The following is a 25,712-nucleotide window of genomic DNA, read 5'->3' as shown; positions in this document are numbered from 1 at the left end:
CTCGTTTCAGTAAAGCCTTGTTTTATTGCACTTTCAATGTTCACGACGAAGTTCTAATGCATAATCCGGGTTTAATGGGTAGCCCGGACTTGGTAAATCACTCTTTGGGGTAAAGCATGAAACTCAAGGTGTTGATGCCGTTAATCGAAAACGGAGAAGCAGGTAACAATAATGTCTAAGAAATACGTTGTGGATATTGCGTTCAAGTATTCTTAAACCTTAGTAATTTTTGGAAATTGATAAAAGCGTTAGCGTTTTTTTTACCTTTGCAAAAAAATAATATTATGCTGACGAAGAGAGTCGTTTTGATACAATTGTTAAAATACCAGATCGGTTCTCCAGTGATGAGCTCGTTGATAAAGCGATTCTTTTGAAGGAAATTGAAAAAAGGACTTCGTCATGTAAAGGATCACCATGTTATTTCAGAGAAAGAGCTAGATAAAAGAATTAAAGGATGGTTAAAATAATTTGGACAGAATGTTCAACACGAAACCTTTCGCCACGAAATCTATTATAACTAAACTATATGACCCCACTGCATACTGGCCTATTAGTAGGGCTTTACTTTATGATTCTGATGGTGATTTCGTACATTACGGGTAAGGAATCTGATAACGAAAATTTTTTTCGCGGTAACAGGCAGTCGCCTTGGTACATTGTTTCTGTTGGTATGATAGGCGCCAGTCTTTCCGGGGTTACTTTTATTTCTGTCCCGGGATGGGTGAATAACACCCAGTTCTCCTACCTTCAAATGGTGGGGGGCTATTTTTTGGGTTACCTGGTAATTGCGCACGTGCTGCTTCCTGTGTATTACCGTTTAAACCTAACCTCTATTTATACCTATTTGGAACAACGTTTTGGAAAGAACAGTTACAAAACGGGGGCTTGGCTGTTTCTGATTTCACGGACTATTGGTGCTTCTGCCAGGTTGTATTTAATGGCCAATGTATTGCAAATTAGCTTATTTAATGCATTGGGAATTCCTTTTGCCATCACTGTTGTTATTACGATTGCACTTATTTGGTTGTATACTTTTAGGGGTGGTATCAAAACAATTATTTGGACAGATACTCTTCAGACAGTTTTTATGCTCGCATCGGTTATTATTACCATCGTTTATATAGCTAAATCGATGGATTTAGGCGTGGGTGGGGTAATTGAACTGATTAATCAAAGCGAACTTTCAAAGGTTTTTGTATTTGACAATTGGGGTTCGAAACAGCATTTTGCAAAACAGTTTGTTACCGGTGCTTTTATCACCATTGTAATGACTGGGCTTGATCAGGATATGATGCAAAAGAATTTGTCGTGCAAAAACCTAAAAGAAGCACAGAAGAATATGAAGTGGTATGGTTTTGCATTTATCCCTACCAATGTCTTGTTTCTGTCGTTAGGTGCATTACTGTATATTTTTGCCAACCAACAAGGTTTAGCTTTGCCCGAGCGATCCGACGATTTATTTCCTACCATAGTAAACAGTGGGGCATTGCCCGCCGTGGTAGGGGTGTTTTTTATTATTGGTTTGGTGGCGGCAGCTTACAGTAGTGCCGATTCTGCTTTAACTTCGTTAACAACTTCTTTTACTGTTGATATATTGGGTTCGTCACATCATGGAGAAACGCTATCTAAGAGAACAAGAATATGGGTTCATTTGGCCTTCTCCATCATGTTGATTTTGGTAATTCTGATGTTTAGGATATTTAAGGCCGACAGTATTATCAGTACCGTATTTATTTTGGCAGGCTATACATACGGCCCATTATTGGGAATGTATGCATTTGGATTGTTCTCGAAAATGAAAGTAAAAGATCAATTGGTGCCCGTTATAGCAGTTGCAGCACCCATAATTACGGGGATCTTAGATTTTAATTCGGTAAATTGGTTTGGGTTTCAGTTGGGGTATGAGAAACTGATTTTAAACGGGGCGCTGACATTTGCTGGATTATTTTTAATTCGTAAGAATTAATGTTTAACCCGCAATATGCGTTAGAAAATCTATTACACATTGAAATTGTTTCAAAACAAGGCACTTCGTAGCATCACTTCAACTCACCAGAACGATGCTCCCGAAAGTAATCGGGACAAGTGATGCCTCGTTTCAGTAATGCCTTGTTTTATTGTACTTGCAATGCTCATGACGAATCTCCAATATAATCCGGGTTTAACTATCTAAAAAACAAGTTTGTCACTTATAAATACTATGGTTTTCGCCATTATTCATAAATTCTCATAATAATCCGGGTTAGCGCAATGCTTTTGTAAGCATTTGGAAAGTGTGTAAACACCCTCTACCTTTAAAATAAACCTCATGAATCATGCATGTCTATATTTATTGAATTATGGACAGAGCTGAATTTACACGCTCTTTTCTGCGATCCATACTGACCCGTACCCAGAAGTACAAAAATGTAAAAAGGGCGTATAAGGCGGCTTGAAAATAGAGCAACAACAATTCAGGTTTAACCTCTGAAATACCCACTCCCATTGTCCGTAAGCGCAGATAAGCAGGAACGGCTGTAGTACCTGGCAATAACTTGGAAAGTGCGACCAGCCATCCCGGCATGGCAGAGGTTGGCCACGAAACCCCACTTAAAAAAAGGGCTATAGGCGACAAAAACATCATAAATACGATGGCCGATTCTCGGTGCCTGAATAAAGTGGACACAACAGTTCCCAGTAATATTACGGAAAGAAGGAAGGGGAACAAAATCATCCCTATATCGATCAATGATGCTTTATCCGGATAATTAAACCAGTCGTGAACCAAGACCACCGCAAGACAAATATTAAAAGCGGATAGAAACAAGTAAGCTCCTGCCTTGCCTGCAATCAAGGGTAATATTTCGCGGTGACGCCTTTGCAGCGGAAGCACAAAAGGCGAAGTTTTCGATTCGGAAAAGGTGCCGCCCACAATCCCAATCCCGATAAGCAGGGTCTGCTGAATGATGATGAGAATTAAACCGGGCATAATAAAACTACCATAGGCACCTGAAGGGTTGTACAAGATGTGCGTTTGCACGGAGAGAGGGCTGTTTGCCATTTGAGCCTGCTGAAACGATTTTCCTTCCAACATAGAACGTTTGACGGCAATACCGCCCCCAAAATAAGCATTGACATAGGATGCTGCCGTATAAAAAGCCTTATATTTCAGCATGTAGCTGCCATCGGCGTATACGGCCACATTCGTTTGTTTGCCCGACAAAATATCTTTCTGAAAACCCTTAGGGATTAAGAAAACCCCATTTATTTTATTGTTTAACAACATATCCTCGGCATCGCTTAAACCCTGAGGTTTACATGATACGGCCACCTCCTGTGATGCATCTAACATGTTGGTATACTTTCGGCTGGTTGAAGTTTGGTCCAGATCAACCACCCCGATGGGCAAATCGCTAAGTACCTCGTTAAAATAACCGAACGAATATACAACCGGATAAATCAGTAAGGCCCCCACCAAAATCAGTACTGCGCCACTATCGGTAAAAATTGCTTTCAGTTCTTTTAAAAAATGAACGGCAATTAACTCAAAGCTATTTGTTTTATTTGGCTCTTTTGTCATGATTTTATAATTTTCCCCAATGTTTTTTATCGCTCAGGCAACGTTTATAAGTTTTAAACCATGCCATACCCATCAGCATAAATATCAGGAGATAGCAAATATAAGGTAAGGTTTCGCGGATAGGAGCACCGCGCAGAGATTGTGAAATCATAAGTTTCTCCCACCATGTAAAAGGAAATATTGCGCTAACCAGCTTAACAAATTCCGACATACCTTCCAGGGGAAATGTCAATCCGGAGAAAGTAATGCCCATCATAATGTAAGCGCTGCCCACCGATAGCGACAGCCTCATATTTGTTGTGACCGCCACAAACATTAATCCCATCAACTGATAAGAAATAATAGCGATAAATTGACCAAAAAAAATAAACAAAAAATTACCTTTAAGGGGCATCCCTTCCACCTCATACAGTAAATAGGCAATAAACATGGAAAAGCCCGAAAAAATAAGTGTATAGGGTAACATCTTCCCTGCTATTGCGAAGCGAACACTATTGTTTCCGGCTTGGAGTAGGTCCAGCCCGGTGCCCCTTTTTAGTTCATTTCCAAAGGAGTATACCGAGGCCATAAATGCGAATAAAAACAAAGTAAAATAAAGCATGGCCGAATTTAGGAAATACCCATAGTTCACATATGGGTTAAATAGTACATGTTTTTGGATGTTCACCGGCATAACTCTTGCCATTGCCTGCGCCTTATTGTTTCCCGAAAGCATTAATTTTTTTAGTTGAATACCGCCGGATATAGTACTTAAAGTTGTCACCACAGAGCGCTGAACAACCCCAGCCACGGTCACATTTGTTCCATTAATATACACTGGCACCGGTGCTTCCAGCCCCTGAAAAACTTTCTTCTCCAAGTTACCCGGTAAAAGAACAATAGCATGTATTGCCCCTTGTTTCAGCCATTCCTGGGCCTGGAATATATCCTGGGTTCCGGCTATTACCTGAACATCGGGAGAGGCATTTAAGGCATTATTAATTTTAATCGAGAGTGAGGAGCCGTCCTGATCTAACACCGCAATCGGCAATTGTTTAGCAACCCCATGATGAAAAATAAAAAACAGCAGAAGAATGCCAACCAAAGGTCCTCCTAAAAGCAAGAACCGATAGGCCGGATTTTGCTTTATCCGGTCAATCTCTCGATTCATTACGATCAATATGGGATGTTTCTGCATATTATTCCTGTTCGGATAAAACAATAACTGCTGTCATTCCGGGCCGCAATCCCTCAATGTTTTTCACCGGACGGGCTTCGATTTCAAAGGATTTTAAATCGAATTCACCCGAGGTTTTAGTGGCATTCCATCGGGCAAAGCTCCCTGTTGGGCTAATATAGCTTACTTTAAATTCATATTCATGATTATCTAATCCGGGTATGGTTGCATTAAATTTATTGCCCATTTTAAACTTGCTTAAATAATCTTCCCGTATATATAAGGTTACCCAAATATCACTCAGGTCCAACAAGGTAACTACCGGAAAACCGGTTGAGACCAACTCTCCCTCTTCCACGTTAATCCCGGAAACTTCGCCGTTAGCCATGGCGTTAATGGTGGTTTCATCTAAATACGCCTTTACCTCATCAATGGCGGCGTCAGCCCGTTTAACCATGGCCGCGGCGGTTTCTTTATCTTCCTGACGGGCTCCTTTCTCGGCTTTCTGCCAAATCGCCTTTGCTGCGTTCGACGTTTCACGGGCTGCTTTCATTCTGGTTTCAACCTCATCGCGTTGCTGAGCCGGAAGTACTCCGTCCTTGTACAAATTTTGAACCCTGTCAAATGTTTTCTCGGCAAACTGGGCTGCGGCCTCCGCTTTTACGTAGGTACTGTACGCGGCGGTGATGTCCTCCTGTTGCGCGCCTTTTTGCGCTTTCTGGTTTTGTGCATGGGCAGCCGAACGTGCCGCAATGGCATTGGCTAATTTTGCGTCGATTTCGGGGCTGTGAATTGAAAAAATAAAATCCCCCTGTTTAACCTGCTGCCCTTTTTCAACAGCCACTTCCCGGATCCTTCCTGAAATTTTTGAGGCAACATTATATTGTTGAGCTTCCACTTCTCCCTGAAGTATCAGCGGTTCGGGTTTCATCACTATAATGAATGTGTACACAATAAATGCAACTATTGCTATCAATACGATCATTGTGCTTATAGTCTTCTTACTCATCATATTCAATTTTATTTTTTTATGAACGATAAATGATTAAAGTGTTTCCGTTATGACATTTCCCCCTTTCGAAAAATCCGGAAAACGATCGGCCATGCCTACGGTCTGTAAAAAATAAACCAGGGTTACGTCGTAATCATATAATACTTTCAGCCGTTTTGTTTTTGCCTGTAACACCTTTGTATGCGCCTCAACAACTGTAGTTGAATTGGCAAATCCTTCAATAAAGGCTTTTTCTGTACTTGAGCAATACTCGTTGGCAAGAGCAAGTGTCGTTTCCAGTTCTGTTTTCTGCTCCATCTGCATCTGAAGTTCATGAAACAACTTTACAAGATAAGCTTCCAGGTCGTCGTTCGCTTTTTGCTCGGCATATGCCACCTGGTTATACATTGTTTTGCTGGCCCGAATATTATTTTTGCGCTGTGCCCCCTCAAAAAGGGTCCATTTCAATCCAACACCTACCAGCCATTCGGGCACGTACGGAGAAAGATCTTTGTCCGCTATATTATAATTTCCCAAGGCGGCCAGTGTTGGCAGGTACTCATTTTTCTCAACCCTATGCTTTATTTCAACCAATTCTTTCTTTCCATGAATTTGCATTAGCTGAGGGTTAAACGCCTTTGCTTTCTCAATCCATGCCTCCAACCCTGTTATTTCTTTATTAATAAACAAATTACTGGCGGGGATGACCTGGTGCAAGGAATCATTGGCCAGGGTGGCCTTCAGCCCTGTTCGCAGGATTTTTACATTTCGCGTTGCTTTTTTTAGTTCGCGTTCCGCCTCATTTTTAGCAACTTCAGCATGTAACAATTCTACTTTGGCTATCATTCCGTTATCAAAAAGCTTTTTTGCGTCCGAATAGTGATTTTCCATACTTTTCAACATTTTGTCCCTAAGCTTGACGACTTGCATCCCCAATGCCAATCCATAATAACGCGTCACCAGTTCGGCAAGCAACATACCCTGGGTGTGCCTCAATGCCTCCTTGCTGATATTGTGCTGGACGTCAGCTGCCTGATTGGCGCCTTTTATTTTACCGCCGGTATATAGCGGCCACACAAAGCCCGCCGAAACCACTGCAAAAAACTTTTCCTGTATCGTCTGGTCCCATTCGGAATTTTCAACAACCTGGCCGGCTTCCAATAATTCCTGGCGGACAGCCGCCGTGCTCATTTCGTCCGTCAACACAGGCATAGCATCACTGGTTGACGGATCTGGATTGGCAACGCCACTGAATACACCATAATTCCCCAGGGTGGTATACAACGGAGCTATGGCATCCCCTACGGGAGTTAAATCCAAATGCAAGGGGTCGGACATGGTAACCGCCTGTGCATTCACCGAAACAATGGGCATATGCAATCCCCTCTTCGATTTTATTTCGAATTCTCTCTGCCGAATTTCTTCTTTTTGTTGGAGAAGTGCCGGATTTTGTTCCAACATCATTTGCATTGCCTCCTCAAATGAAAGCATTTGTTCCTGCCCCCAAACCGTCATGTTTAATGCAAATAATCCCAACATCACCATAGTTGTTTTATATTTTCGTATTACGTTCATATAGACTTTGTATTTAGTGCTTGTCTGAAAGACCCAGTTTTTAGAATGTGCCCTTTTTGAAAAAAGTCATCCGATAGCTTCCGTATTCCCTGATTTTCGGAAAAGCCAAGCCTTGAACTTGAACTTTTTGATTCAAGAACTTGGAAAAAAGAATGTTTTCTTGCTGACACTTTTTATGTTAATAACTTCTTTAGCAAATTGAATAGATGATCGATATCTGCCCTGGTAATTGTACCTTGTTTTGTGTATTTATAATGGTGGTTGATATATTGCAACACGGTAATAAATAGAATGAAATACAAGTCGTTAACAGTTAGTGACTTGTTGATCTTATCCGAAGGGAGACTTTTTTCCTTCATCCTGTGAATAATGGCCAGCGAATGCTCATGGAGCTGGTCATCCACTTTAAAACTGTAACTATTGGTTAAAACATAGAGAAATTTTACTTTTATAGGCTCTTCATTGGCCATTCCGATAAAATGTATTAGCATCGCTTCAACACATCCCATAAACGACAAGCCCTGATGCATTAGCTTTTCAAATTCGCAAAATACTTCTTCATACACTTCCTTGAGTATAGTGTTTACCATTTCGTATTTGCCTTTGTAATGCATATAAAAATAGCCGGTGGATATTTTTGCCTGTTTGGCTATTAAAGCTATGGATGCACCGCCGTAACCTCGCTCTACAACCAAATTCATGGTCGTTTGCTTCAATCTATTCATTTTAGTCTGATCGGGAATTCTAGCCATATTTATTTAATAAATGAATGTTCATTCATTATGATGTTGCAATAACAAAAATATATTTCACAATACCAAAACCTATTCGAACAAAAATCATATTTTTTCGAAAAAACAATAAAAGATACTTTAACTTTAAAATAACCGATCGTTAACTCCATTTCCACACATCCTGTATTACCCTCCTTTTTTTTGGTTTAGATATAGTATAATATACAAAGTTACTGATCGGAGGGTACGGTAAATTATTTAGATCTGAAAGGCTGATGGTTTGCACAAGTCTTGACTTTTAAGTTAGAGTTGTGTATCATTGAGGGTAAAAATAATCATCATGCGATTATTGTTGATACTTTTTCTTTCATTTTCATTCCTTAATATTGTTGGGATTGACAATCTTAGGCCTAGTTACCAGCTGATAGTTTTTGAGGGATCTGATTGGTGTGTCAATTGTATCAGGATTGAAAAAAAAGTTTTGGGCCAGCCTGATTTCATGGAATTTTTAAAACATAATAATATCCAATTGATCAGGGTTGATTTTCCACAACGGATAAAAATGAGCAAAGAACAAAAAAGATTCAATTCTGATTTAGCCGAGAAATATAACTTTGACGGAACTTATCCCAGTATTGTTATATCGCAAACTGGTAGCTCCGAGTTTAAGAAAATCACCTATAAAAACCAATCGATAGAAGAGTTTTGTAACAACATACTAACCGAAATAGAATTTATTAAATGAGAGAATTCAAAATCAAAAAACGATTGATGGGTTCTTCATTTACCTTGGGGGTTGTAACGGGAACACAAGAGCGGGCTGATTCTCTTTTTCATATGGGAATTGAAGAAATTTGGCGACTCGAAAACTTACTCTCTGAATTTTTGCCTCACTCCGAAACCTCCTTGATAAATAAATACGCTGGAAAAAGACCCGTGAAGGTTAGCGCGGAAACCTTTGGTTTAATGCAAAGAAGCCAGGACATCTCGCAACTATGTAAGGGTGATTTTGATATTACGGTGAGTCCGCTAAAAAAATTGTATCAATTTAAAAACAAGGCATTTGTGTTCCCTCATCAGCAAGAAATCGACAAGGTGCTTAAGTGTGTTGGTTTCAGGCATTTGAAGTTAAACTCAGATAACAATTCCGTTTACCTAACTAAGCCAGGTTCACAAATAAGCTTTGCGGCTATAGGAAAGGGGTACGCATCTGATCAGGTAAAAAAGCTGTGGAAGCATCATGGTGTAATTTCCGGTTATATAAATGCATCGGGAGATTTAACCGCATTCGGGAAAACAATAAGCGGAGAACCATGGGGTATAGGCATCTCGAATCCGGACAATAGAGAACAGATGTTGTTACACATTCCGCTTATTAACAATTCGGTAGCCACCTCTGGGGATTATGAGCAACATTTTATCTATAAGAATATAAGATATTCACACAATATAAACCCACATACCGGAATACCTTTGTCGGGTATAAAAAGCGTTAGTGTTTTTTCGCCTTCAGCAGAATTGTCGGATGCTTTGGCAACGGCAGTATATGTTAAAGGCATAATTAAAGGAATCGATTTTATCGATCAATTGCCTGATACGCATTGTGTCATCATTGATAAAAAAAACAAAATACACTTTTCCAAAAAGTTGAAATATAAACCCATGCAAACATTGCAAGCCGGGAATACACGTACCAATGATTTAAACAATAATGAACTATGATTAAATTTGTAAGGAGTTTATTGGTTTGTAGCACAATGCTTACTGTGTTTTCGTCATGTATTAGCCTAAAGCCATACGAACGTCAGTTTGTTGACGACCCCGAAATGCAAATGGGATTGGATTCCGGCCAAAACTTTAATATTTATATCAGTTCTATTCGCGAAGGAGCGACACCGGCCGCTAGCAGTAAGGGAAGCGGAGGGTGTGGCTGTAATTGATTAAATGAATAATTTTACAAGGACACACCCATGAAGCGGAAATACCTTTTGATTGGAAGTTTGGCGTTAGCCCAATTCTGGGCCAGGGCACAGGGGCATGATCGTGTTCGTGAAGAGACAGTCAAGAAAACGGAAATTGAGCTGGTGTTCAATCATTACCGACAAGATGGGGATCATTCGGCAGTGACAGGCGGTGCGGGAACGGAGGAGCTCACAGTTTACGGTCCCATGGCCAAAATCAAGCACTTTTCAGGGAAATACATTGTTAGTTATCAACTAGGTTCGGATATTATAACCTCTGCTTCAACCGATAAAATTGATTTTGTAGAATCGTCGGCATCCAGAGTAGACGGAAGAACTTATGCTAATGTTGGGTATGAACGCATCATCGATAAGCATAAAATGAATGTTTATGGAGGAACAGGCTTTTCCATAGAAAGCGATTATTTTTCATTGGGCGGAAACATAGGGTTTACGAAGCAGGACAAGGAAATGCTGAAAACATATTCTGTCGAGTTCCAATATTTCAACGATGATCTAAGATGGGGAAGACTAAAGGGTTCCGGCTTTAAACCTCAGAAATTGCTTTATCCGGCCGAACTCAGGCACAAGGAATGGTATGATGTTTACCGACGTATGTCTTATAATTTAAAATTGGGTTACACCCGAATCATCAATGCCCGAAATGTACTGGCCATCTTTCCCGGGTTCACCTACCAGGAAGGCCTGTTGGCAACCACTTTCCACAGGGTGTACTTTTCGGATGGTTCGGTGGTGGTTGAAAAGTTGCCACAACACCGCTACAAATCAGCAATAGCATTGAGACTTAATACTTTTGCCTATGGTTTTGTGATTTTTAAAAATACGGTAAATGGTTATTCCGATAGTTTTGGAATCAGCGCCATTTCTGTGGACCATGAAACTGCTTTTAAAATAAAGCCATTGTTAACATTATTGGCCAACGCTCGTTTTTATACCCAAAACGGATCCCCTTATTTTAACAAAATGGGACAGCATAGGGGCGATGAAAAGTTTTATACTTCGGACTATGATTATTCTGATTTCGAAACTTATCGAATTGGAACAGGACTACGATATCACCCGTCAAAATATTTACGTGAAAAAATAAAATTTAACGCATTGTTGATTCGCTACAATTTTAACTATCGTACCGATGGAATGAAAGCACATGTTTTTTCACTTGTTATCCAGGCTGGTTTTGAAAAGGCCAAGAACCATGGCTTTTAATAGGGATGATTTGACTGTATAAAAAAGATTTGCTTTCTGTTGTTTTTTTGCTTTAAACCGATGTGTTAGCACGTTGATGAAAATCAGTTCTGCTGAAATATCAGGATCGCCGGGGTATTCGTCTGTTATTAATAGCGTTAAGCTTTATTGATATCTTAGCTCAGCACTGATCTCCCAAAATTTAATTTCACCTCCAATATTTATTTTTGCATTAAACTTTCGACTACCATTAAAATCCGCTGATTCAGCGTAGTATTCTCCATCTGCCTTAGTTTTGACTTTCAGTTTTGACAAAGCCAGATATCCGATACCGTGTCCGGCATAAAAATATGGCTGCAAAGCCTTGTCCTTCCCGCTTGGGGAAAACCGTATTGCAAGCGGCAGTTCAACATATCGTTTTGCATTATCACATCTGCTTCCACAGTAGGCCTGGAATGATTTCCAGATCTTTTATAACGTGTTCGTTTTAAATGTAAGCCAGTTCAGGGCGAAGCGATAATTAGTTGTTCAAATTAAACTTAAGAAAACCACCAAATGTAAAACCAATCCGTGTTTTTTTTGTCAAAACTACATGCGGAAAGCCCAGACGCATCCATCCCTTCGCTAAGCTGCAGTGCCATATTGTTGGCGTCACCATCCCATTTAGAAGAACTGCTGTACATATACATACTGTAATTAACTTTTTGGGATAGTGAAATCACAGAAATTAATAACAACAACAGTAAAACACAATTCTTTTTCTTAATAAATCCATTAAATGAAGTATTTTGTGATTTGATAATTGTTGCCAGCTAACGGCTCTGCTAATTCTGAAGAATGCAATGGACCGCATCAAAGATATGTGCTAGTCAAACAGTATATTAGGTTTGTTGAGTTTTTCCATGTCAATGAGAAGCTTTTTTCAATCATTTTCACAAAGGATACTTTCGACTATATTTTACATTGACCAAATACAACTGAAGAAGAAACAGTATCAAGAACGATCAATAATATCATTTTAGTAACCGTAATTATCCTTTAAAATTCAATCCGTAATGTTAATGTATGATGGCTTTCATTTTGCAGGTTAATTTCAGGGTGTAAATTTAACCCGCAATGTGCATTATAAATTCTATTACACATCGAAATTACTTTAAAACAAGACACTTTGTTGCATCACTTCAACTCACTTTTTTGCGAGCGATAAGGAATGGATTAGTTCTGAAATATACAATTGCAGATTATTAGTTTCGCTTCCAATCGATTTATGAAAATAGGTAACAAAACTAAAGAATCTGCAATAATTCAGAATCATTCCAATTAAAATGACATTCGTTGTTAATTAAAATAATAGATCACAGTACTTTTTTTATAAACTTTCCTCTATGCAATATCAAAATAATTTCTTATTATTGCAGTACGCTTGTCTTTCATACAAAACCAAAATAAAGTTTTGATGCAACCTAACATATCAATCTCAAAACGATGTGCGCATTTACGATGTTTTTGGTGGAGTAAATCAGTTTATTTTTTATTATTTATCAACTTATCATTCAAACAAAAATTGCTATGAGTGAATATTTTAACAAGGTAAAAGAATACCTTATGGATTTGGAGTACCGCATTGTTACCGAAGATGCAGCAGCAGAGCTAGTTGTTATCGAAAAAGAAGAAGATGGTATCAGTAACGTAGTGATTGATTGCGAGGACAGCATTATGATTATCGAAGGACTTCTTTTTGAAATGAACACGGGAGCAGAGGATATTTATAAATCGCTATTAATGAAAAACCGTGAAGTAGTTCATGGTGCCTTCGCATTAGACGAATCTGGTAAAAGAGTAATATTCCGCGACACGCTCCAGCTGGAGAATTTAGATTTAAACGAGCTTGAAGCATCGCTGAACTCGTTGAAACTGATGTTGTCGGAGTACTCTAATGAATTAATCGAATTTTCAAAAGCTTAAAACGGAAAAAAAATGGGAATTTTTAATAGAATATTTAAAGTTGGGCAAGCTGAGGCCCATGCAGTGGTCGATAAATTGGAGGACCCAATTAAAATGACGGAGCAAGGTATCCGTGATCTTAAAAATGATTTGGACAAAAGCCTTCAGGCATTGGCCGAGGTTAAAGCCATGGCTATCCGCAGTAAAAAGGACTTGAATACCAATAGGGAAATGGCTAAAAACTACGAGCAAAAAGCCATTTTGTTAATAGGAAAAGCTGAGAAAGGAGAATTGGATGCCGCCGAAGCCGATAGATTGGCAACCGAAGCTTTGACTCGCAAGGAGGAAGCTGTTGCGGAAGCATCGAGAGCGCAAACCGAGGTGGAACGTTTTGCTACAAACATCGCCACCTTGGACAAAAATATTAAGAAGCTTAAAAGTACAATTACAAGTTACGAAAACGAGTTGCGCACTTTAAAGGCTCGTGCACGAGTAAGCTCCGCTACTCAAAAAATCAATAAACAGTTAAGCGGAATTGATAGTACGGGTGCTGTTTCCATGCTTGAAAAGATGAAGGAAAAAGTTGCCCAACAAGAAGCTATGAGCGAAGCTTATGGAGAGATTGCATTGGATAGCAGAAGCATCGACGACGAAATTGATGATGTTCTTTCCGAGAACAGTGTAAAAGCCTCCAGCTCTCTTGAAGAACTAAAAGCAAAACTTAAGCAACAGTAATACTTTTTGTAAATACAAGATGACCATGGGTATCTTTGATATATTTAAGAAAAAAGAACCTCATTACGATAGCACCAACATCCGGGTACAAGACCTGGATGTTGGTTTTGTTTTTGAGTATGACCTTTCAACATGGGAGGTAGAGGCTATTTACGAATACGACTGGGGCGATGATTACTTTACTCGGGAGTTTAAGGTGAGCAATGGTACTTTAACTCGTTACTTATCTATTGAAGAAGATGATGAGTTAGAAATAAGTTTGTCTCAAAAGATTAAAGTCAGAACTTTGGACGAGGAACTGATGAAAACTTTAATGGATCGTCAGAAGCCACCGGAAAAAATAACCTACAAAGGAGTCACGTACTTGTTGGAAAACGAAGCATCGGGATATTTTCATGATATTGCCAAAGGCGATACCTGGGAAGAATTCCGTTCCTGGGACTTTGAAGATAATGCGGGTAAGCATGTGCTTACCATTGAACAATGGGACGAAAAGGAATTTGAAGCTTCGGTAGGCATTACCTTGAAAGAATTCGAGATTTCAAATATCCTGCCTGCCTCTATATAAATCTTATTGCATTTTTAAAATGTATAATATCCAAGCATATGAACAACGGAATTGCTAAAGTCATTATCATCGTTATCATCGGGTTTTTCGTTCTGAAAACCTGTAATAACCGGAAATCATCGCGTCAATATTCAAGTCAGGTTACACAAACTGCTCAAAACTGGGAGAAATCTCCGGTTGATGAATTGATACGCGACCTTTCATCGGAAAAAAACTTCTCCATTATATTGCTCGACATGGATTCGAGAAGCGGGAAATACTATCATAAATACAATATCATTGTTGAACAACCGGATACGGTATCTGCCAATGAAACAGATTGGAAAGAGGTTTCGGATGCTTTCTTCGCCAATAATGTGGACAACATGGGCATGGAGATTGCCTCGAAAAAAGACGGTAAGGTATCTAAGGTGGCGGCTCCTGCGGGATATAGCAATTACATAGGTAACGAAAAATATGGTCAGTGGCGGCAAAGGGATGGATCCTCATTCTGGGAGTTTTATGGACAATATGCCTTTATGTCCTCTATGTTCAATCTAATGGCCTACCCTGCGCGTCGCTCCTATTACGACGATTATTACCGTGGTGGTTATTATGGTTCACGTCCGTATTATGGTCCGCAAGGTTCAAATATGTACGGAACGAAGTCATATACCTCACGAAGTGGTAAAAGTACAACGTGGGGTGCAAAACCTTCATCCTTTAAAAGTCAGGTTCGCAGCCAGGTTTCACGCTCAAGCAGTGCCAATAAATCAAGGAGTTACTCATCCGGTTCTCAATATTCCGGAAGTAGCTCTAAGACCACTCGCAGTTCATCCAGATATAGCAGTTCATCATCGCGTAGTCGCAGTGGTGGGTTTGGAAAGTAATTAATAACTTCACCTGGACTATTCAATAAACTATTGAAAATAAACACTTATGAATTTATCAGATATTTCAACAATACTCTACGATGCTATTGCATATATTGCTGTTGGCTTCGTTATATTTTTCTTAGGAAAATTAGTCTATCAAATGGTTAATCGAGGATTTAGCATCAAGGAAGAGCTGGTAGAAAAGGATAATCTGGCCTTTGCATTTGCACATGTAGGTTATTTTATTGGTCTGTTATTGGCCATAGGGAGTGCCATAGTAGGGCCCTCCAGGGGGCTTGTGCAAGATGTTATTGACATTTTAATCTATGGCGTTCTGGCCATCATCTTGCTAAACGTGTCGATTTGGTTCAACGATAAAATTATCCTTCGAAAATTTTCGGTTAAAAAAGAAATTATTACTGATCGTAACTCAGGTACTGGTGTGATTGAAGGCGCTGTCTCCATTGCCTCGGGACTAATAATTTTTGGTGCCGTAAGCGGTGAGTCGGAGATGGGGGGCTGGGCTCATGGCATATTAACCGCGGTGGTGTTTTGGGCTGCCGGTCAACTGGCCTTGATTATTGCTGCCGCAGTTTACCAAGTAATAACCCCCTACGATGTTCATCATCATATCGAAAAAGATAATGTGGCGGTAGGTGTAGGTTTTGCTGGAGCTTTAATTGCCATCGCAAATCTTATTCGCCACGGAATAGCCGGCGACTTTGAAGGATGGGGACCGACTTTCACCGAAGCCGGCTTCGAGTTGGTACTGGGTATTATCCTTTTGCCTGTGATGCGATTTCTGACAGATAAAATATTACTGCCCGGACAACGTTTAACCGATGAAATCGTTAACCAGGAACGGCCCAATGTTGGAGCTGCCATTATTGAAGCATTTGCATATGTGGGTGGTTCTGTGTTGATAACCTGGTGTTTGTAATTAGATGACAGACTTTTAGATTAAAGACAAGAGACAATAGACGGGATGCCCGAAATGAAGAGCGGATATTTTTTAGACGCAATTTTATAGTGTCGTCCGTATAATTCGTCCTGTTAGCCCTGAGTCATGGGGAATTGACGGATCGGCTCCTTTGCCATAGGCTGCGGCTACCGGAGAAAGATGCGGGGATGGGGCTTATTGCTAACCAGCATATACACGAAGTAGGTTAAATGATATATGATAGCTTTGGGAATATCCTGTTTGCTGTTTTGTATGTATTGATTTCCAATTTATCATGTTCAAAATAAAAAACCGATACTCGGCCATATTAATGGCTGCTATTTTTGCTACCGGATTCAGCGGAATCGTGGCAGAATATCTTCTTTCGACTCTGGCCACCCATTTTCTGGGGGATTCAACCATGCAATGGGCCTTGATTGTTTCCACCATGATGTTTTCCATGGGGCTGGGAAGCCGGATCAGTAAGTCATTTACCAACCGGTTGACCGAGAAGTTTCTAATACTGGAATTTATCCTTTCCCTGGTAGTCTCCTTCGTGCCGCTCATTGTGTACACCGCATCGGCTTATATACAGTCGCTGTCCATACTGATCTACACATGCAGCATAGCCATTGGTATCCTTATCGGGATGGAGATCCCTTTGGTTACCCGTATTAACGACCAGTACGAAGACTTAAGGGTGAATATTTCCAAGGTGTTGGAGAACGATTATTATGGTAGTTTATTGGGAGGTGTGTTCTTTGCTTTTATCGGTATCCCATTTTTAGGAATTAATTATACACCCTTTGTTTTGGGCTTGGTAAACTTTAGTGTGGCTATTGGAGTTTTTTTCTTTCTCAGAAAGTATATAGCGCCTGCCTTTAAAACAATTTTCAATATTGCTATTGTTTCAATTTCCGTCCTATTAATTGGTGGCGTTTTTATGGCTGATCCAATTATTAAATATGGCGAACAGGAAAAATACAAAGACAAAGTTATCTATGCTGAACAAACCAGGTACCAACGAATCGTTATCACGCAGTGGCAAGATGATTTCTGGTTGTATTTGAACGGTAATCAGCAGCTTTGCACGATGGATGAGATGATGTATCATGAGCCACTGGTGCATCCGGCCATGAGCCTGCACCCTCATCCTAAGGAAGTATTAGTATTGGGAGGAGGTGATGGCTGTGCAGTACGCGAGATATTAAAATATCCGGTAACCGATAAAATTACTTTGGTGGATCTCGATCCTTCTATGACAAAGCTTGGTAAAGAACACCCGCTGCTGAATAAACTTAATGCGGGAGCACTTTCGAATTCAAAGGTGGAAATGGAAAACAAAGACGGATTTGTATTTTTAAGTGAGACCAAATCTTTTTACGATGTGATTATCATTGATCTGCCCGATCCAAGAACAGTTGAGTTGGGACGTTTGTATTCAGAGGAATTTTATCGTATCGCGTATAAACACCTTCGTCCGGGGGGTATTATTGTCACTCAGGCCGGGAGTCCTTATTTTGCCACCAAAGCTTTTAAATGTATTGTAAAAACCATGGATAGCGCAGGTTTTAAAACCATCCCGTTGCACAACCACGTAATTACCCTGGGGGAATGGGGATGGAGTTTAGGCGTGAAAAGTGATAGAAGTTTAAAATTAAAAGAGGCATTGCAAAATTTGAGTTTCGATAAGTTGGAAACCAAATGGATAGATAACGAAGCCATGAAACTGATTACTTCGTTTGGCAAAGATATTTATCCCGGGCAAAATGATTCCGTGAAAGTAAATAGGATTCACGACCCGGTGCTTTATAAATACTATTTAAAAGGTAATTGGGATTTGTATTGAGAAATTAACTCGAGTGAAATGAAAATATGGTATGAGTTGTGAGCTCTCCAATCATTTAAAATTTAACCACAGATAAACGCTGCGTAAAAACTCCGTGTTTCTCTGTGGTAATAAATAAGCATCATGAAAACAATTCAACATAAACAACTTCCTCCACAAATATTCAATCTTAAAGGTTGGATGAATTTGGTGGACGAAGTCCAATTGAAAGAAACTTTTGGCGAACTTCTGGTTAAATCAGGATTTAATGTACTGGATTATTCCTCCCACCAATTTCCGGTAAATGGTTTTACTGCTTTTTGGCTTTTGGCTGAATCGCACCTGGCACTTCATACTTTTACGGAAAACGGCTGGTGTTACATCGAATTGTCAAGTTGTAATCAGGAAAAGACCATAAAGTTCAGGGCCATGGCAAATGCGCTGTTGGATGAAGTGAGATGGGACGAAGAAATCAAAAACTGCGAGCCCGGCAAAAAAACAGAATTAAGTTTATAACTTTAAGTACTTTGAAGATAATTCTGATCTATGAAAAACAAAAAGCTTTTATACATAGGTATAGTTGTTTATTTAGCCCTGGTATATGTAATTGCCCTAATTGAGAAATCGGATCCTAATGCCAATATTAAAACATTTACCGATGCGTTGTGGTACGCTGTGGTTACACTCACTACGGTGGGTTATGGCGACTTTTATCCGGTTACCATACCTGGCAAGATATTGGGCTTGTTTATTATTTTGGGAAGCTTAGGGATACTTGGATATTTAATTGGTGAAATAACGTATAGAATAAACAGTTATATGGAAAAAAAGAAAACCGGTTATTTCGGCACAAAGTTCGAAAACCACTACATAATAATTGGTTGGAGCATGTTTGCGCGTCAGGTTGCGGATCAAATTTATAATGCAGGACACAAAATTGCCCTGGTTACCAACTCCAAAAATGATTTGGAACTTTTCAATGATTTATATGGAAGTGAAAATACTTTTGGCCTATTCGTTGATTACAAGAATCTGCCCGCTTTTGAAAAGGTGAATATCAACAAAAGCAAGGCTGTTTTTATCAACTTTAAAGAAGATACCGAAACACTTGTTTTTGTGTTAAACATTAAAAAGGAGTTCCCTGATTTGAATATTGTAATCAACTGTACCAATCCCGAATTAAAGGAAACACTTGAGAATACTGGCGTTAACCATGTGGTAGCACGTCACGATGTGGCTTCGCGCATGGTAGCCAGCTTTTTATTTGAGCCGCATGTGGCTGAGTTTACCACCGATCTTATTTCCACCGGCGTAAATGAGTACGATCAGGACATCCAACAGTTTAAAGTAAGTGAAGAAAATCCTTACAACGGACAAAAGTATCTGGATGCCTTTATGAATATGAAAAAGGAATTAAATGTAATCCTAATTGGGTTAGTTACGAACGACACCCTGATAAAAAATCCTGCCGACGATCAGATTATCCGTCCCAACGACTATATCATAGTGATTTCAAGAGGGGATAATAAAAGCAAGCTGGAACGTACATTCGGTATTAAAGAAGGATTTTAAACAAATTTTTCAATAATTTAAATAAATGAAGTAATATTGATATATTTGATATTGTAAAGACAAATCCTAACGTAATGCTGAGTGCCGTTTCAAATATTAGCCAGGGAGAAACTAGAGTTATAACAGTGAGATGTATTTTGCTGATTTTTATTTATGCGTTTACATTTCAAGTTGGCGTTGTCAATGCTCAAGGCAATATTTACGATGCGAACGGTCATGAAATTAATATTGAAGAATATTTAAGAAAGGCAGATGAAAATATTGCCCTGGGGGATGAAAAAGAAGCTACCAGATATATCAACTCAATAGCCGAAGGTTATTGGAATAAGAAAAACTATTTAAAAGCTATTGAATATTATATCAGATCGATAAAATTAAACGAAAAGATTAATAACGAAAGCGGAATTGGTTCTATCTCGAGTAACCTGGGGATGATTCATGCCGACCTCAAAGATTACGAGAATTCCCTGGAATATTTTAATACCGCTATTTCTATCCGAAGAAAACTGGGGGAAACCTATGGTTTAATATCAGCGCATATAAATGCTTCGGTAGTGCTGAATAATTTAAAACGCTACGATGAATCGATAGAGAATTTACAACAGGCTTTGTTGCTATCGACCGAAAAAAGTGATGCCGATCAAATGAAAAGTTGTTACGGTATGCTCGCAGAAACCTACGAGAAAAAAGGTGACGGTGAAAAAATGATAGAGTACTATAACCTTTATCGAACTTTTCATGAGCTTGTTGAACGAACCAAAAGTCAACAAGTGCTGGAGCAAGCACGCGAAATAAAATTAAAAGCGCAATATCTCGAAGCGCAGAAAAGAATCAAGGAACTTGAGTTGGTCAATGCGCAGCAACAATTAGCCGAGCAGGAAAAAATGTTGACACAAAAAGACACGGTGTACAGCAACTTAATGATGGAATATTCCAAAAGCGAACTGGCCAATACGGTAATTAGTAATTATCTGCAATTAAAAGATCTGAAGATTTCGCAAAGCAGGGAAAAGTTGCGGCGGGAGAAAGTGTTTGTGCGTGTATTATCCATCTCGGTATTGATCGTTTTTATCCTACTAATTCTATTGTTTTATTTTCATCAGCAAAAAAGAAAAGCAAACAAGGTACTTAGTCAACAAAATATTGAGATAAACCGACAGCACGATGAAATTCTCCAACAGCAAAAGGAACTGGAACGGTATTATAATATTATTAGTTTGAGGAACGAACATATCACCAGTAGTATCAATTACGCTAAACTGATTCAACAGGCCGTGCTCGGGAAAAAAGGTGATATTAGACTTTTATTTAGTGATTCATTTATCTTCTTTAAGCCCAAGGATATTGTGAGTGGTGATTTTTACTGGTTTAAAAAGGTGAATGGTTACGCTATGATGGCGGTAGCGGATTGCACCGGCCACGGTGTGCCGGGCGCCTTTATGTCGATGCTGGGAATTAATTTAATCAATCAGATTACCAACAATGGTATTCATGAGGTAGATGCTGTATTGGAACGCCTAAGTATTGGTGTTAACAAAGCACTGAACGGGAATGTTAATGTGATCAGTAGCGACGGAATGGATATCTCGCTTATTTGTATAGATGAGAAAAATAAGCGAATGTACTTTTCGGGGGCGAGACACAACTTGTATTATGTTCAGGATAATAAGCTTAAGGTATTAAAAGGCGAGCGCTGTTCAATTGGAAATGTTCGGAAATGCGGAATTAAAAACAGAACGTATACCAAACACCAGGTTGATATCTCGATTCCAACATCCATCTACGCTTTTTCCGATGGTATTGTGGATCAATTCAACGAAAGCGACGATAAGAAATTTTTGCGTTCAAGGCTAAGGTCGCTTTTGCTTAAGATTCACAAAAAAACAAGTGAGGAACAAAAAGAAATAATAAATCAGACCTTTAGTGAATGGAAAGGAAATCAAACGCAAACGGATGATGTATTATTGATTGGGATTAATCTGCAGCCGAAACTTGATATTGGTGAATCTGAATCTAAAGCAAAAGTAGTCACTACAAGCAAATCATAATGCGAAACCCATTGTAACTTACTATAAATAAACTAAAATGAATAAAACTACACTGGTCATCCATTGCTTTATTATGTTTGTTTGCTCAACTGTTATTCGTGCGCAGAATCCTATTTTGCCTAAACCAACATTTTATGTCGACAGTTTAAACAGGTATTATATGCAGGCCGAGCTTCCGGTGTTTTTTTCAATTTCGCATGCCGAAAACAAAGAGGGCGAAAAGTTGTCGCCTGCAGATGATGGAGGTGCGGTAAACGAACGGAAACCTATTTATATGGACGGACACGGAAAACATAAAATCCGACATATGGATAGTCATCAGGGAAAAACACTAGATGCCTTTACTATTTATGCCGATGGAAAGGCGCCAAAAACCTTGGTGAAGACCAACAACGTCCCCGCTTATAGAAACCAAAAAGCACAGTATTTTGGTAAGAACCTGGTGGTATCGTTAAGTGCAACGGATGAAATGTCCGGTTTAAAGAATATATACTTCTCGGTCAACAATGAACCATTTAAAAGTTTTACTGGTGAATTTGTTGCTTCCAAGGAGGGAGATTATTATTTGCAATATTACGCTACGGATAATGTTGGCAATGCCGAAAAATTGAAGCAATATAAATTTACACTTGACTTAACCCCGCCTAAAACCTTTTACCATATTGTGGGAATTGCCAAAGACAATATTATTTCAACCAGCACACGATTATATCTCACCACTTCCGATAGTTTATCCGGGACCGGTAAAGTTTATTATCATTTCGATAATGATCGGCCTCAAGTGTACCTGGGAAATGATTTGCCTGTTTCTCAATTAGATGATGGGCATCATACGTTAAATTACTATGCAGTTGATAGGGTAAATAATAAAGCCGAAAACGAACAATTAAAATTTTATCTGGATAAAACTGCACCAATTGTTTCCGCAGATGTTTTAGGAGATAAATTTATTGTTGGCGATAAGGTTTATTATTCGGGCAGAACCAAGCTAAAATTGACCGCTGTCGATAATAAATCGGGCATTAAAGATGTTCTGTATGCCATAGATAGTGATGATTTTATGGAATATACCGATCCGTTTTATTTGCCCGGTAAAACAGGGAAGCATACCGTTAAATATTTTGCCAGGGATAATGTGGCAAACGATAAAAAACATTCGGAATATAAGCATGTGGTTGGAGTAGTATATGTAGATTTAACCGGCCCAAGTTTGTCATACGACTTTAATGGGGCCCGGTTTAAAAAAGGCGAAATGAATTATATCTCGGGTAAAACAGATATAGTGCTGAGAGCTACAGACCAGGAATCCGGTTTGAAGGAGATCAAGTATATGATTGACGGAAGCGGGGAGGTGGCCTATGATAAACCGTTTAACATTGAAAAAGACGGACTTCACAGCATTACTATTGTGGGGTATGATCACGTCAACAACCGAAATGTGGATAATTTTGAATTTACCGTTGATAATGTTCCCTCGGATATTTTTGTAACCTATTCGGCTTCCCCTACCGATACTATAAATAATATTCCGGTATACCCTTCATACACCTCCATCTTTTTGGCCGGAACAGATACAGGAACGGAGTGTCATAGAATAACATACTCCATTAACGGGCAGCCTCTTCAGGTTTATGACAACAAAATTACGGGGTTTAGAAAAAACGCCCATGTAGAACTGAAAATTTTTGCCGAAGATAAACTTCTGAATAAATCGGAAATTGATATCGAGTTCAAAACAAATGCGTTGTAGGATGTTATAATCAGGTACGACTTTGAGCGGAATATATAGGTCGTACCCAGGCTATTTATTTTTTATTATTGGAGAGACTCCTGCATCAACTTACTCACCTTCAAAACTGATAGATCCCCTGTTATCTTCATCGGCATCGTAGGCATAAATTTTGCGGAGCAGGTCGGCGTGTTTGTTGTACAATACTCTGCGTTTAAGCTTAAGTGTAGCTGATAGCTCTCCGGAAGCTGCGGTCCAGGGTTCGTAAACTACCCTAAAACGCTTGATCTGTTCGTGTTGTCCCAATTGTTTGTTGGCTTTGTTAACTTCTTTCTGGAAAGCTGTAAGGACTTCCTTGTTTTTTATCAGTTCCTTATTGTCGCGGTAATGTATTTTATGGTCGTGTGCAAACATATGCAAGTGGTCGAAGTTAGGAGAAAGCAGGGCGCTGGCATATTTCTCGCTTTCACCAACGACCATTGCTTGCTCAATGAATATGGATTCTTTCAGCAGGTTTTCGATGGCCTGCGGTGCAATGTACTTTCCGCTCGATGTTTTAAACATCTCTTTTTTTCGATCTGTAATTTTCAGGAATTTGTCGTTGACCAGCTGGCCTACATCGCCCGTATGGAACCAGCCATCCTCGTCTATTACTTGGGCAGTAAGTTTGGGAGCCTTGTAATAGCCTTTCATGATACACGGGCCTTTGGTAAGTATTTCGCCATCCTCATCAATCCTCACTTCAATGTTTTTCAGTACAGGGCCCACTGTTCCTATCATTAAATTGCCCCGTTTGCTCGTATAATTTGTCGCAATTACCGGCGATGTCTCTGTTAGTCCATACCCTTCCATCAAGTGAATTCCTGCCGCAAAGAATAGCCTGCTTAATCGTGGCTGAAGGGCTGCTCCGCCGGAAATGACAAAATCCAGGTGGCCTCCAAATGATTTTTGCCATTTGCTAAAAACCAGTTTGCGGGCAATATTTAGTTTCAAACGATAATAGATGTTGTTCTTGTTTTCTTTGCTATAACGCTCTCCCAATCGCATGGCCCAGAAGAAGATGATTTTATTAATGCCCGATAGGTCTTCACCTTTTGAAACAATTTTATCGTATATGCGCTCAATTACCCGCGGAACGGTAGCAAACGCATTGGCTTTAACCGAAGCCATATCGGCAGCAATTGTGCCCAGGCTTTCCGCGTAAAAAATACTGCATCCCTTCGCCTGAAACAGGTAATTAACCAATCGCTCGTACACATGGCATAGCGGTAAAAAACTGAGAACCCTGGAGTCTTCTCGCAAATCAAATAAATCCCACACACCATGCACGTTGGTCATAAAATTGCCGTGTGTCAGCATAACGCCTTTAGGCAACCCTGTTGTTCCAGAGGTATAGATGATCGATGCTATATCCTCTGATTTGATACTCTTTTTTATTGCTTTATAATGGCTATTGTATTTTAACTTGTGTTTGGTTCCAGCCTCGGTGACAATGCTCCAGGATTGAGCCCCTTCCACGTTATCATACGTGAGCAGTTGAGATACGGAGTCAATGTTATCGGTTAGGGGTTTTATCTTTTTGTACAAAGAAACATCCGAAACAATCACCATTCTTGCCCCGGCGTGTTTAAATATATGTTCAAATTCCTCTTCGCTAATGGTTGGGTAAACGGGAACGTGAATCACTCCTACCATGGCCATTCCCATGTCAACAAAGTTCCATTCGGGACGATTGTTTGAAACGGTCGCAATTTTATCGCCGGGTTTAAAACCCATGCTCAAAAGCCCCAGAGCAAATTTCTTGGCGTTATCGCGATATTCTTTTACACTGAACTTGTACCAATGACCATTGCTTTTTGAGCAAAGGATTTCGTTTTGGGGGTTGTTTGTTTTAAGGTGTTTTAAAATGTCGAATGTTCTTTCAAAAATCATCTTATATCACTATTTACAACGCAAAATGAGTTATAGGATCTGACATTGCCTGCCTCTTATACCTCATTCATTTTATTACTTTCCAATGTCTGCATTCAAGAAGCGCAATTTAATATTTATTTGAATAAATCTTTAACGGGTATAAATTGAAAATTTAAACCCGTTAAAGAAAATAAAAGTTGCAGGCAAAAATATCAGATTAATCAAATGTAAATTCCAAGGCTATAAAATGATGATTGTATAATTTAATAGCTTAAACCCGCAATATGCATTAGAAATTCTATTACACATTGAAATTACTTCAAAACAAGACACTTCGTTGCATCACTTCAACTCACCAGAACGATGCTCCCGAAAGTAATCCATAGCCGTTAACTTAA

Annotated in this window: 21 protein-coding genes; 15 read left to right on the top strand and 6 right to left on the bottom strand. The window is 39.4% G+C overall.

Annotation, left to right across the window (positions count from 1 at the left end; genetic code table 11):
• Positions 1-526 precede the first annotated feature (526 nt).
• A complete protein-coding gene (locus ACRD64_RS23930) occupies positions 527-1,966 on the top strand; it encodes a sodium:solute symporter (protein ID WP_430936913.1) in 1,440 nt (479 codons plus the stop codon).
• A gap of 363 nt (positions 1,967-2,329) precedes the next feature.
• On the opposite strand, the gene ACRD64_RS23925 is transcribed toward ACRD64_RS23930, so the two are convergent.
• The 5 genes from ACRD64_RS23925 to ACRD64_RS23905 form a co-directional block, all read right to left on the bottom strand.
• Positions 2,330-3,559 carry an ABC transporter permease gene (locus ACRD64_RS23925; protein ID WP_430936911.1) on the bottom strand — a complete coding sequence of 410 codons (1,230 nt, stop codon included), beginning with the start codon at positions 3,557-3,559 and terminating at the stop codon, positions 2,330-2,332.
• Between the two features lie 4 nt (positions 3,560-3,563).
• Positions 3,564-4,709 carry an ABC transporter permease gene (locus tag ACRD64_RS23920; RefSeq protein WP_430936909.1) on the bottom strand — a complete coding sequence of 382 codons (1,146 nt, stop codon included), beginning with the start codon at positions 4,707-4,709 and terminating at the stop codon, positions 3,564-3,566.
• Positions 4,710-4,737: 28 nt separating this feature from the next.
• Entirely contained in the window at positions 4,738-5,727 is a 990-nt protein-coding gene (locus tag ACRD64_RS23915; protein ID WP_430936907.1) for an HlyD family secretion protein, read from the bottom strand.
• 33 nt (positions 5,728-5,760) lie between these two features.
• Positions 5,761-7,281, bottom strand: coding sequence for a TolC family protein (locus ACRD64_RS23910; protein WP_430936905.1), 1,521 nt, complete (start codon positions 7,279-7,281; stop codon positions 5,761-5,763).
• 173 nt (positions 7,282-7,454) lie between these two features.
• Positions 7,455-8,033: a TetR/AcrR family transcriptional regulator gene (locus ACRD64_RS23905; RefSeq protein WP_430936903.1), complete on the bottom strand. Its 579-nt coding sequence runs from the start codon at positions 8,031-8,033 to the stop codon at positions 7,455-7,457.
• Between the two features lie 322 nt (positions 8,034-8,355).
• Here ACRD64_RS23905 and ACRD64_RS23900 point away from each other — a divergent pair, with 322 nt between their 5' ends.
• The 14 genes from ACRD64_RS23900 to ACRD64_RS23835 all read left to right on the top strand — a co-directional run bounded on the left by ACRD64_RS23900 (position 8,356) and on the right by ACRD64_RS23835 (position 23,421).
• Positions 8,356-8,760: a thioredoxin fold domain-containing protein gene (locus tag ACRD64_RS23900; RefSeq protein WP_430936901.1), complete on the top strand. Its 405-nt coding sequence runs from the start codon at positions 8,356-8,358 to the stop codon at positions 8,758-8,760.
• Positions 8,757-9,737, top strand: coding sequence for an FAD:protein FMN transferase (locus ACRD64_RS23895; RefSeq protein WP_430936899.1), 981 nt, complete (start codon positions 8,757-8,759; stop codon positions 9,735-9,737). The genes ACRD64_RS23900 and ACRD64_RS23895 overlap by 4 nt, the downstream gene beginning before the upstream one ends.
• Positions 9,734-9,955 (top strand): DUF4266 domain-containing protein, encoded by a 222-nt coding sequence (locus ACRD64_RS23890; RefSeq protein WP_430936897.1) that lies wholly within the window; start codon positions 9,734-9,736, stop codon positions 9,953-9,955. Before ACRD64_RS23895 ends, ACRD64_RS23890 begins: the two co-directional genes overlap by 4 nt.
• A gap of 30 nt (positions 9,956-9,985) precedes the next feature.
• Positions 9,986-11,203 carry a DUF3570 domain-containing protein gene (locus ACRD64_RS23885; RefSeq protein WP_430936895.1) on the top strand — a complete coding sequence of 406 codons (1,218 nt, stop codon included), beginning with the start codon at positions 9,986-9,988 and terminating at the stop codon, positions 11,201-11,203.
• 1,548 nt (positions 11,204-12,751) lie between these two features.
• Entirely contained in the window at positions 12,752-13,147 is a 396-nt protein-coding gene (locus ACRD64_RS23880) for a YbjN domain-containing protein (RefSeq protein ID WP_430936893.1), read from the top strand.
• Between the two features lie 12 nt (positions 13,148-13,159).
• Positions 13,160-13,861: a PspA/IM30 family protein gene (locus ACRD64_RS23875; protein ID WP_430936891.1), complete on the top strand. Its 702-nt coding sequence runs from the start codon at positions 13,160-13,162 to the stop codon at positions 13,859-13,861.
• A 25-nt stretch (positions 13,862-13,886) separates the two neighbouring features.
• The gene (locus ACRD64_RS23870; protein WP_430936889.1) at positions 13,887-14,429 is read left to right on the top strand and encodes a DUF4178 domain-containing protein; all 543 of its coding nucleotides are present in this window, start codon (positions 13,887-13,889) and stop codon (positions 14,427-14,429) included.
• Positions 14,430-14,467: 38 nt separating this feature from the next.
• Entirely contained in the window at positions 14,468-15,298 is an 831-nt protein-coding gene (locus tag ACRD64_RS23865) for a hypothetical protein (RefSeq protein WP_430936887.1), read from the top strand.
• Between the two features lie 49 nt (positions 15,299-15,347).
• On the top strand, positions 15,348-16,223 hold the full coding sequence (locus ACRD64_RS23860) for a DUF350 domain-containing protein (protein ID WP_430936885.1): 876 nt from the start codon (positions 15,348-15,350) through the stop codon (positions 16,221-16,223).
• 295 nt (positions 16,224-16,518) lie between these two features.
• Entirely contained in the window at positions 16,519-18,072 is a 1,554-nt protein-coding gene (locus tag ACRD64_RS23855) for a polyamine aminopropyltransferase (protein WP_430936883.1), read from the top strand.
• Positions 18,073-18,195: 123 nt separating this feature from the next.
• Positions 18,196-18,567: an S-adenosylmethionine decarboxylase gene (gene speD / locus ACRD64_RS23850; RefSeq protein WP_430936881.1), complete on the top strand. Its 372-nt coding sequence runs from the start codon at positions 18,196-18,198 to the stop codon at positions 18,565-18,567.
• Between the two features lie 30 nt (positions 18,568-18,597).
• Positions 18,598-19,623 (top strand): potassium channel family protein, encoded by a 1,026-nt coding sequence (locus tag ACRD64_RS23845; protein WP_430936879.1) that lies wholly within the window; start codon positions 18,598-18,600, stop codon positions 19,621-19,623.
• Between the two features lie 74 nt (positions 19,624-19,697).
• Entirely contained in the window at positions 19,698-21,671 is a 1,974-nt protein-coding gene (locus ACRD64_RS23840; protein ID WP_430936877.1) for a tetratricopeptide repeat protein, read from the top strand.
• A gap of 37 nt (positions 21,672-21,708) precedes the next feature.
• Positions 21,709-23,421, top strand: coding sequence for an OmpL47-type beta-barrel domain-containing protein (locus ACRD64_RS23835; protein ID WP_430936875.1), 1,713 nt, complete (start codon positions 21,709-21,711; stop codon positions 23,419-23,421).
• Between the two features lie 90 nt (positions 23,422-23,511).
• On the opposite strand, the gene ACRD64_RS23830 is transcribed toward ACRD64_RS23835, so the two are convergent.
• A complete protein-coding gene (locus tag ACRD64_RS23830) occupies positions 23,512-25,332 on the bottom strand; it encodes an AMP-dependent synthetase/ligase (protein ID WP_430936873.1) in 1,821 nt (606 codons plus the stop codon).
• Between the last annotated feature and the right edge of the window lie 380 nt (positions 25,333-25,712).

It is taken from the genome of Saccharicrinis sp. 156, assembly GCF_050589685.1.
In the GTDB taxonomy this organism is placed as follows: domain Bacteria; phylum Bacteroidota; class Bacteroidia; order Bacteroidales; family Marinilabiliaceae; genus Saccharicrinis.
Note: the sequence above shows the minus strand (reverse complement) of the source record. Positions and strands in the feature narration are given on the sequence as shown.

Coding starts and splice junctions, on each gene's coding strand:
- ACRD64_RS23930 (WP_430936913.1), top strand. CDS start 527: ATGACCCCACTGCATACTGGCCTATTAGTAGGGCTTTACTTTATGATT.
- ACRD64_RS23925 (WP_430936911.1), bottom strand. CDS start 3,559: ATGACAAAAGAGCCAAATAAAACAAATAGCTTTGAGTTAATTGCCGTT.
- ACRD64_RS23920 (WP_430936909.1), bottom strand. CDS start 4,709: ATGAATCGAGAGATTGACCGGATAAAGCAAAATCCGGCCTATCGGTTC.
- ACRD64_RS23915 (WP_430936907.1), bottom strand. CDS start 5,727: ATGATGAGTAAGAAGACTATAAGCACAATGATCGTATTGATAGCAATA.
- ACRD64_RS23910 (WP_430936905.1), bottom strand. CDS start 7,281: ATGAACGTAATACGAAAATATAAAACAACTATGGTGATGTTGGGATTA.
- ACRD64_RS23905 (WP_430936903.1), bottom strand. CDS start 8,033: ATGGCTAGAATTCCCGATCAGACTAAAATGAATAGATTGAAGCAAACG.
- ACRD64_RS23900 (WP_430936901.1), top strand. CDS start 8,356: ATGCGATTATTGTTGATACTTTTTCTTTCATTTTCATTCCTTAATATT.
- ACRD64_RS23895 (WP_430936899.1), top strand. CDS start 8,757: ATGAGAGAATTCAAAATCAAAAAACGATTGATGGGTTCTTCATTTACC.
- ACRD64_RS23890 (WP_430936897.1), top strand. CDS start 9,734: ATGATTAAATTTGTAAGGAGTTTATTGGTTTGTAGCACAATGCTTACT.
- ACRD64_RS23885 (WP_430936895.1), top strand. CDS start 9,986: ATGAAGCGGAAATACCTTTTGATTGGAAGTTTGGCGTTAGCCCAATTC.
- ACRD64_RS23880 (WP_430936893.1), top strand. CDS start 12,752: ATGAGTGAATATTTTAACAAGGTAAAAGAATACCTTATGGATTTGGAG.
- ACRD64_RS23875 (WP_430936891.1), top strand. CDS start 13,160: ATGGGAATTTTTAATAGAATATTTAAAGTTGGGCAAGCTGAGGCCCAT.
- ACRD64_RS23870 (WP_430936889.1), top strand. CDS start 13,887: ATGGGTATCTTTGATATATTTAAGAAAAAAGAACCTCATTACGATAGC.
- ACRD64_RS23865 (WP_430936887.1), top strand. CDS start 14,468: ATGAACAACGGAATTGCTAAAGTCATTATCATCGTTATCATCGGGTTT.
- ACRD64_RS23860 (WP_430936885.1), top strand. CDS start 15,348: ATGAATTTATCAGATATTTCAACAATACTCTACGATGCTATTGCATAT.
- ACRD64_RS23855 (WP_430936883.1), top strand. CDS start 16,519: ATGTTCAAAATAAAAAACCGATACTCGGCCATATTAATGGCTGCTATT.
- speD (WP_430936881.1), top strand. CDS start 18,196: ATGAAAACAATTCAACATAAACAACTTCCTCCACAAATATTCAATCTT.
- ACRD64_RS23845 (WP_430936879.1), top strand. CDS start 18,598: ATGAAAAACAAAAAGCTTTTATACATAGGTATAGTTGTTTATTTAGCC.
- ACRD64_RS23840 (WP_430936877.1), top strand. CDS start 19,698: ATGCTGAGTGCCGTTTCAAATATTAGCCAGGGAGAAACTAGAGTTATA.
- ACRD64_RS23835 (WP_430936875.1), top strand. CDS start 21,709: ATGAATAAAACTACACTGGTCATCCATTGCTTTATTATGTTTGTTTGC.
- ACRD64_RS23830 (WP_430936873.1), bottom strand. CDS start 25,332: ATGATTTTTGAAAGAACATTCGACATTTTAAAACACCTTAAAACAAAC.